At 72.7% G+C, this 7,658-nt stretch carries 9 protein-coding genes; 1 reads left to right on the top strand and 8 read right to left on the bottom strand.

Going from position 1 to position 7,658, the window contains the following annotated elements; all coding sequences use genetic code 11:
* Positions 1–359: DUF123 domain-containing protein (locus tag ABD056_RS22065; RefSeq protein ID WP_343870363.1), on the bottom strand; the 359-nt coding region annotated here is incomplete at its 3' end.
* Between the two features lie 84 nt (positions 360–443).
* On the opposite strand from ABD056_RS22065, the gene ABD056_RS22070 reads away from it, so the two are divergent.
* Positions 444–794, top strand: coding sequence for a hypothetical protein (locus tag ABD056_RS22070; RefSeq protein ID WP_343870365.1), 351 nt, complete (start codon positions 444–446; stop codon positions 792–794).
* A 41-nt stretch (positions 795–835) separates the two neighbouring features.
* Here the strand turns inward: ABD056_RS22070 and ABD056_RS22075 are convergent, their stop codons facing one another.
* From ABD056_RS22075 to ABD056_RS22105, 7 genes are all read right to left on the bottom strand, one after another.
* The gene (locus ABD056_RS22075; protein ID WP_343870366.1) at positions 836–1,120 is read right to left on the bottom strand and encodes a hypothetical protein; all 285 of its coding nucleotides are present in this window, start codon (positions 1,118–1,120) and stop codon (positions 836–838) included.
* A gap of 30 nt (positions 1,121–1,150) precedes the next feature.
* The gene (locus ABD056_RS22080; RefSeq protein ID WP_343870368.1) at positions 1,151–1,777 is read right to left on the bottom strand and encodes a hypothetical protein; all 627 of its coding nucleotides are present in this window, start codon (positions 1,775–1,777) and stop codon (positions 1,151–1,153) included.
* Between the two features lie 67 nt (positions 1,778–1,844).
* The gene (locus tag ABD056_RS22085) at positions 1,845–3,032 is read right to left on the bottom strand and encodes an aminotransferase class V-fold PLP-dependent enzyme (protein WP_343870370.1); all 1,188 of its coding nucleotides are present in this window, start codon (positions 3,030–3,032) and stop codon (positions 1,845–1,847) included.
* A complete protein-coding gene (locus ABD056_RS22090; protein ID WP_343870371.1) occupies positions 3,029–3,979 on the bottom strand; it encodes a DMT family transporter in 951 nt (316 codons plus the stop codon). The genes ABD056_RS22085 and ABD056_RS22090 overlap by 4 nt, the downstream gene beginning before the upstream one ends.
* Positions 3,980–4,118: 139 nt before the next feature.
* Positions 4,119–4,925 carry an IclR family transcriptional regulator gene (locus ABD056_RS22095; RefSeq protein ID WP_343870373.1) on the bottom strand — a complete coding sequence of 269 codons (807 nt, stop codon included), beginning with the start codon at positions 4,923–4,925 and terminating at the stop codon, positions 4,119–4,121.
* Positions 4,926–5,238: 313 nt separating this feature from the next.
* Positions 5,239–5,655 carry a response regulator gene (locus tag ABD056_RS22100; RefSeq protein ID WP_343870375.1) on the bottom strand — a complete coding sequence of 139 codons (417 nt, stop codon included), beginning with the start codon at positions 5,653–5,655 and terminating at the stop codon, positions 5,239–5,241.
* The gene (locus ABD056_RS22105) at positions 5,652–7,595 is read right to left on the bottom strand and encodes a HAMP domain-containing sensor histidine kinase (protein WP_343870376.1); all 1,944 of its coding nucleotides are present in this window, start codon (positions 7,593–7,595) and stop codon (positions 5,652–5,654) included. The genes ABD056_RS22100 and ABD056_RS22105 overlap by 4 nt, the downstream gene beginning before the upstream one ends.
* Positions 7,596–7,658: the final 63 nt, after the last annotated feature.

Here is a 7,658-nt window from a genome sequence, read left to right on the forward strand (position 1 = left end):
CAGTCGCTGGCGCCGAGGCCGGCCACCGCCACCCGCGCCCCGGCTGCCAGGGCACGGGCGGCGAGGGCGCATTCGTCGCCGCCGGGGAAGGGCAGCGCCCGCACGGTGGCGCCGGGCTGCGTCGTCAGCCAGTCCACATGCCAGCGCAGGGTCTTGGCCGCCGCCAGATGGCGGGCGCAGCGGGCGCGGATGCCGCCCCCGCCGCGCGCCGAGCCGAGATAGAGGTACCACCCCGCCGCCAGCACCGCGCCCGCCCCGAACCGGGGCGGCAGCGGGCAGCGGCGCGGCAGGCGGATCAGCAGGGCATAGGCGCCCGCCACGGCGGGCAGGCGCGTGACATCGGTGGTCCAGGCGGCCATGTCGTTTGACAATCGGAAGCGTTACGCGGAAAGTGGTGCCTGATGATCGCGCCTTGCGCAAGACGCCGGACGCCGAGGTCTCCCATGTTGCGCCGTTTCGCCCTTGTCCTTGCCGCCGCCGCCGGCCTGTTGGCCGTTGCGGGCACGGACGCGCGCGCCGGCTCCACCTACGGCTGGACCACCAGCCCGTACTGGAACGTGGGCAACCTGGACAAGGAACTGTCGCTGCTGTGCCGGCGCGACCAGTTCAACCAGGTGCAGAAGACCCGCCTGAAAATCTGGTACACCGGCAAGGACAACATCGGCCGCGGCAACACCGGCGTCGCCAAGCAGGGCTGGAACCTGCGCGACCCGCTGCGCAAGGCCCTGCCGGACCGCACCTACCACTTCGTCAACGACGGCTATTCCGACTGCAAGGTGTTCGTGGCGCCCTGAGCCTGCCGGCGCCCCGCCGGCGCCTTTCCCGTCCGGCGCCGTCAGGTGCGCGGCGAGCGGCGGCCGGCGGTGGTGGCCTTGCCGTAGCCGCAGTCGCACTTGGTCGATCCCTGCACCAGCCGCGCCACCAGGGCGGTACGGCCGCCGCCGGCGTCGGACCGCACCCAGCGGAACACGGCGCCGCACTTGTTGCACGCCTGCTCGCCGGGGCCGCGGGCGGTATCCTCGCGCGGGGCCGGCGCGTGCGCCTTCTTCACGGCGGCGACGGCCGCCTGCAGGGTCGGCGGCAGCGGCTTCTTGGGCGGCGGCGGGGTATCGTCGGTCATGGTCCGGACAGCTTTCGTGGCAATCGGCAATCAGCACAGCGGCGGGATGCAGCGGCGGCCGGGCAGGTGGTCGTCGTCGAACTCCCGCGCCCGCACCGGCACCAGCCTGGCCATGGCCTGCCGCAGCATGGAAATCAGGCGGGGATCGTCGGGGCCGCTGACGGCGGGGCCGGTGAGGCGGGTCTCGCCCATGCTTTCGGCGCCGTTGCAGAAGGACATCTGCACCGCAAGGCCGTCGGGCATGCCCCAGGCCACCGGCACGCTCTCGGGCGTGGCGCAGGGCGTCGCCCCGCGGGCACCGACCGGCGCCCCGAACATCAGCACGAGGCGGCTGTCGCGCTCGCCGGCGCGGGCGCGGTCGGCGGTCCAGCGGGCCGGCTGGTGGAAGGGGCTGGAGGGCATGACGGCGGCCAGGGCGTGGGCGAAGTCGCCCGGCGCCATGGCGGTCGGGCTGCCGTGGACCTCCAGCAGCATCGGCCCCTTGCCGACGGCATGCTGCCAGGCGCTGATGGTCAGGGCATCGCGCACGTCGGTGCGGCTGAGGGTGGCCGGTCCGCCCAGCTGGCCGACGGCGCAGCCGGCCACCAGCAGCGCCCCGGCAAGGGCGGCGGCAGCGGCGGCGACTCGGCGGCGGACAAAGGGGCGGCGGCGGTGCATGGCTCGGTGTCCGGTGGAGGGGACAGCACTCTAGCACCGGCCGGCGGCGGCGGAAACGCCCCCGGCGTCAGCGCCCCGTCACCGCCCGCAGGTGGGCGAGGAAGCGGTCCAGTTCCTCCTCGCTGTTATAATAGTGAACGCTGGCGCGCAGCACCGCGGTCAGGCCGCGGGCGGAGAAATCCAGCAGGCTCGACCCGGCGGCGCTGACCGACACGTTCACCGCCCGCGCCCGCAGCGCCGCCTGCACCGCCTGCGGCGCGTGGCCGTCGACCGTGAAGGTGACGAGGCCGCAGAGGTCGCTGCCGCCGTCGCGCACCGTCACCCCCGGCACCGCCGCCAGCCCGTCGCGCAGGCGGGCGGCGAGGCTGCGGATGCGGGCCTCGATGACCGGCAGGCCGAGGCCCAGGGCATAGCGCACCGCGACGCCGAGGCCGATGCGGCCGGCGATGCTGCTCTCCCACACCTCGAACCGCTGCGCCGTCGGGGCGAGGGCATAGCTGTCGGGGCCGGTCCAGGCGGCGGCGTGGTGGTCGATGGTTGGCGGCTCGATCTCCGCCAGTACCTCGCGCCGGCAGTAGAGGAAGCCGGTGCCGCGCGGCCCGCGCAGGTACTTGCGGCCGGTGGCCGACAGGAAATCGCAGCCGAGCGCCGCCACATCCAGCGCCAGCTGCCCCGCCGACTGGCAGGCGTCGAGCAGGAACAGGGCGCCGTGGGCCTTGGCCAGCCGGCCGATGGCGGCGGGCGGCGCCACCACGCCGCAGCCGGTCGGCACATGCGGCAGGCTGACCAGCCGCACCCCGCCCGCCGCCAGCTCCGCCTCCAGCGCTGCCAGGTCGACGGTGCCGGTGGCGGGATCGTCGGGCAGCACGGTGACGCGGATGCCGGCCCGCTTCGCCATCTGCAGGTAGGCGACGTAATTGGCGCCGTATTCCACCCGGCTGGTCAGCACGCGGTCGCCGGGGCGGAAGGGGATGCCGTAGAAGGCGACGTCCCAGGCGCGGGTGGCATTGTCCACCAGCGCGATCTCGTCGGGGGTGGCGTTGAGAAGGTCGGCGATGGCGGCATAGGTGTCGCGCAGGGCCGGCTCCGCCTCCGCCGCCGCCTCGTAGCCGCCGGTTTCCAGCTCGCGGGTCAGGTGGCCGACCACGGCCTCGTGGACCGGGCGGGGCATGAGGGCGGCACCGGCGTTGTTCAGGTGCAGCACGTGGGCGCAGCCGGGGGTGTCGGCGCGCAGGGCGGCGAGGTCGAGGCTCATGCGCCGCCTCCCGTGCCGGTGGAGCCGGCGACGGCGGCGGCGGCAGCAGCGGCCTCCCGCTGGCGGCGGCGGTTGAGGCGGATGAGGCCAAGCGCCGAATTGCCGGCCACGGCACCGACGACGATGATGCCGCCCACCACCGCCAGCAGCGACGGCACCTCGCCGACGCCGATCCACGCCCACAGCGGGCCGAGCACCGTCTCGATCAGCGAGAACAGCGCCACCTCGGCGGCCGGGATGAAGCGGGCGCCGGACAGGAACATGGCCAGCGCCAGCGGCATCTGCAGCACGCCCTGGAACAGGATCACGGCGGTGTCGTGGGCGGTATAGGCCAGCGGCGCGGCGAAGGGCAGGGCGACCATGCTCGCCACCAGGGCCGCCAGGGCGACCACCGGCGTGGTGTCGCGGTTGCCGATGCGGCGCAGCTGCACCAGGGCAAGGCCATGGCCGAAGGCGGTGGCAAGGGCGATCAGGTCGCCGGTCAGAGTGCCGCCGCCGAGCGAGCCCGAGAAGATGACGCCGATGCCGGCCAGGGCGACGCCGATGCTCACCCAGGTGCGGCCCGACACCCGCTCGCGGATCAGCAGCCAGCCGAGGGCGGCGGAAAACAGCGGCATGGTGGCGACGATGACCAGGGTGTTGGCGACCGTGGTGTTCAGCATCGCCATGATGAAGCCGATGTTGGCGCCCGACAGCGCCAGCGTCGCCCAGATCCCCGGCCGCCCCAGCGCCCGCACCACCGCCAGGGCGCGGGTGCGGTAGCGCACCAGCAGGAACAGGCTGACGGTGCAGAAGATGGCGAAGGTGCGCAGGAACACCACGTCCCAGTGGCCGGCATCCTGCACCAGGCGCAGCAGCAGGCCGTCGGGGCTGATGGCGATCATGCCGCCGGCCGACAGGGCGACGCCTTTCAGGTAGGTCGAGCGATCGGGATGCAGGGCTGACACGGGCGGCGGTACTCCGGTGCGGGCGAAACGGACGGGGCCCCGGCAGGGGGCCCCGATCCTTTCAACGCCGGCGGCGGCTGCCAAGGGCCATTGACCGTGGCAGTGATCGCGGCCGTCGCCTGCTGGCGCCTTGGGGGCGTCAGGCGGTCAGGCGGCCGTGGGTGCGCCAGCCCATGCGGTGGCTGGCCTCGATGCCGGCCGCCTTGCAGGCGCGGGCGACCGGACCGTCGGCGCTGGCGTCGAAGCCGGTGTCGGCGCCCAGCACGGTGATGGCGCCGATGATCTGGTCGCGGTGGTCGAACACCGGCGCGCTGACGGCGCCGATGCCCTGCATGAGGGCGTTGCGCTGGGTGGCGAAGCCGCGCAGGCGGATTTCGTCCAGCAGCTTGGGGTCGAGGCCGTGGCCCGCCGCCTCCTTCAGCCAGGCGGCGAACACCCGCCCGGTGGCCGAGGTGGCGACCGGCAGCACCGAGCCGACCCGGACGTTGACGGCGATGGGCCGCACGCTTTCCTCCCACCGCACGATGGTCGGGCCGCGGTTGCCCCACACCGCCAGGAACACGGTCTCGTCGAGGGCGTCGCGCAGGTCCTGCAGCACGCCGGCGGTGTCGCGCACGATGTCGAGCCCCTGCAGCGCCACCAGCCCGAGGGTGAGGGCGAAATCGCCGAGGGCGTAGCGGCCGCTGTCGGCATCCTGCCGCACCATGCCGCCTTCGATGAAGCTGACCAGGTAACGGTGGGCCTTGGCGGCCGGCATGCCGGCGCGCTCCGACAGTTCCTTCAGCATCAGCGGACGCGCCGCCTCCGCCAGCGCCGTCAGCAGGTGCAGGGCGACTTCCAGGGACTGCACGCCGCGGCGGCGGGCGTGGTGATCGTCGGTGTCGTCGGCCTCGGGCTCGTGGTCGAGGTCGGCGGGAACGGCCGGTCGGCGGCCGGAACGGCTCATGGGGAAATCCTTAAGGTTCGGTAATTTCGGGCGCTTGACTCGCGCTCGGGAACCAATTACACATTGCAACATCGATTACGCAATACGAAATGCGATCCCGTCCAAAGGCATCCCCGGGCGTCGCAGAATGCGGTAAATCGAGGCCTCGTTCGCCGGGAACGGACGCAGGCCAGGGGCGATAAGCTGAAAAAGCAGGCCCAGTCTAGGTGAGGAAGCGTCGGGTGACCGGACCCTGCATCCGGGCGAAGAGGCGGCCGCAAGGCCGCCTCTTCTGTTTTTCTGCCGTGTCCTGCCGTGCCGCGCCGTCCGCGCCTCAGGTGCCGTCCTCAAGGCCGGAGGTGATGGCCTCGATCAGGTCCGATTCGTTCCAGGGCTTGTGGATGCAGCGGTGCAGCGCCGCTTCCGCCCGCGCCCGGTCGATGGCGGCGGCGTCGGCCTGGCCGGTCAGCAGCACCTTGACGATGCGCGGGAACTTGCGGTGGACGGCGATCAGGAACTCGTCGCCGCGAATGCCGGGCATCAGCCAGTCGGACACGATCACCAGCACCTGCACGCCGTCGTTGGCGAGGTCTTCGATCAGCTCCATGGCCTCGTCGGCGTTCTCGGCGAATTCATAGAGGTAGCGGTCGCCCAGCGCCCGGCTGATCTGCACCTTCAGGGCATCCAGGATCATCTTCTCGTCGTCGACGCACAGGATGGCGCGGTCGGGGTGGCTGGCGTGGTCGGTCATGCGGAGGTGTCCTGGCTGGCGGCGGGCAGCAGCGAGATGACGGGGCGGGCGGCAGCGTCGTCGGCCCCGGTGGCGGTGGCAGCGGCGGCGACCGCGGCGGCGCCCGGCTGCTCCAGCGGCAGGCGGACGGTGAAGGTGGTGCCGTGGCCGGGCTGGCTGAACACGTCGATGGTGCCGCCGTGGCGCTCGACGATCTTGCGCACGATGTCGAGGCCGAGGCCCGAGCCCTCGCCGGCCTTCTTGGTGGTGAAGAAGGGCTCGAAGATGCGTTCGCGGATGTCGTCGGGGATGCCGCAGCCGGTATCGGCGATGGACACCACCGCGCGGCCGTCCGATTCGAACAGGCGGATGGTCAGCCGGCCCTTGTGGTCCATGGCCTGCAGGGCGTTGTGGACCAGATTGGTCCACACCTGGTTCAGCTCGTCCGGGCGGCACGGGATGGGCGGCACCGGCGCGTAGTCCTGCACCAGTTCCACCCCATGCTTGATCTGGTTGTGGTAGAGGGTCAGCACCGTGTCCAGGCCGTCGCGCAGGCTGGCCGGCACCATGTCGGCGCCGGCATCGAAGCGCGAGAAGGTCTTGAGCGCGAAGACGATCTTGGCGGCGCGGTCGGCGGCCGAGGCGATGGTGCCGGTGCCCTGCATCATCTGCGACAGGCGCAGCGCCGCATCCAGCGCCTTGGCGCCGTTGGGGCCGTGCAGCAGCGGCAGGAAGCGCTCAACCGCCGTCTCGTCCACCCCCATGTCGGCCAGGGCGTCGGCGGTGGTGCGGGCGTCGGCCACCGCCGCCGTTTCCAGCCGCGCCGTCAGCGCCTTGCGCAGCTGCCGCTGCTCGCGCGCCGTGGCCTGCGGCCGGTCGGGGCGGGTGCCGTGGGCCACCAGGGCGAGGAACAGTTCCTCGTCGGCCGGCGCCAGTTCGTGCAGCAGCGCCGGCAGCAGGTCGATGAGGCTGCGCAGGTTGAGCCCGATGGAGCCGATGGACGACTTCACCGCCCCGAGCGGCGTGTTGATCTCGTGCGCGATGCCGGCCACCAGCTGGCCGAGGGCGGCCATCTTCTCGCTCTGCACCAGATGGTCCTGGGCGGCCTTCAGCTCGGCCATGGCGCGTTCGGTGTTTTCCTTGGCGATGCGCAGGTCTTCCGCCGCCGTGCGGGCGCGGGTGGCGAGGCGGACGGCGTTGTCCTTCTCCACCTGCAGCTGGATGTTCTGGGCCCGCACCGCCTCGGTCAGGGCGTGGCGCTCGACGGCGTTGTCCTTGAACACCGCCAGCGCCCCGGCCATGCGGCCGATCTCGTCGTCGCGGGGCAGGCGCGGCACCTCCACGTCCAGGTTGCCGCCGGCCAGGGCGGCCATGGCGTCGGCCATCTCGTCGATGGGGCGGGCGATGGTCCGCCGCAGCAGGGTCAGCAGCACCACCACCGCCAGCCCGGCGGCGCCGACCGAGAACCCCACCTGCTGCAGCACGCCCGTCAGCAGCTGGCGGTTGATGGCATCCAGGCTCCAGGCGAGGCCGAGGTAGCCGACCACCGTCTGGTCGCGGCCGAAATGCAGCGGCGACAGCACCACGAAATGCCGGCTGGTGGAGAAGCTGACCGTCTCGCCGCGGGCCAGCGCCCCTTGGGCGCGGTTGAAGGCGTCTTCCAGGTCGAAGGGCGGCCGGCCGGCGACGGTCTTCTGCAGCAGCGGCCGGCCGGAGCGGTCGGCGGCGACGAAGCCGGCCACCGACAGCTGCGGGTCGTCGGCGATGCGGTCGAGGAAGGCCTCGATGCCCGGCACCTTGCGCCAGCGCACCAGCGGCGCCACTTCCTCCGCCAGCCGTTCGGTCAGCGCGAGGGTGCCGGCCTCGTGCAGGGCGCGCATGTCACGGTAGCTGGTGCGCGACTGGACGATGATCAGCAGCACCAGCCCGAGGGCGATGCTCATGGCCACCAGGAAGGTCATGCGCCGTTCCAGCGCACCAGCGGCGCCACTTCCTCCGCCAGCCGTTCGGTCAGCGCGAGGGTG

This window comes from Caenispirillum bisanense (assembly GCF_039523075.1).
GTDB lineage: Bacteria > Pseudomonadota > Alphaproteobacteria > Rhodospirillales > Rhodospirillaceae > Caenispirillum > Caenispirillum bisanense.

Excerpts from the sequence above, each read along its gene's own strand:
- ABD056_RS22095 (WP_343870373.1), bottom strand. The coding sequence starts at position 4,925 with ATGAGCCGTTCCGGCCGCCGACCGGCCGTTCCCGCCGACCTCGACCAC.
- ABD056_RS22080 (WP_343870368.1), bottom strand. The coding sequence starts at position 1,777 with ATGCACCGCCGCCGCCCCTTTGTCCGCCGCCGAGTCGCCGCCGCTGCC.
- ABD056_RS22105 (WP_343870376.1), bottom strand. The coding sequence starts at position 7,595 with ATGACCTTCCTGGTGGCCATGAGCATCGCCCTCGGGCTGGTGCTGCTG.
- ABD056_RS22070 (WP_343870365.1), top strand. The coding sequence starts at position 444 with ATGTTGCGCCGTTTCGCCCTTGTCCTTGCCGCCGCCGCCGGCCTGTTG.
- ABD056_RS22100 (WP_343870375.1), bottom strand. The coding sequence starts at position 5,655 with ATGACCGACCACGCCAGCCACCCCGACCGCGCCATCCTGTGCGTCGAC.
- ABD056_RS22085 (WP_343870370.1), bottom strand. The coding sequence starts at position 3,032 with ATGAGCCTCGACCTCGCCGCCCTGCGCGCCGACACCCCCGGCTGCGCC.
- ABD056_RS22075 (WP_343870366.1), bottom strand. The coding sequence starts at position 1,120 with ATGACCGACGATACCCCGCCGCCGCCCAAGAAGCCGCTGCCGCCGACC.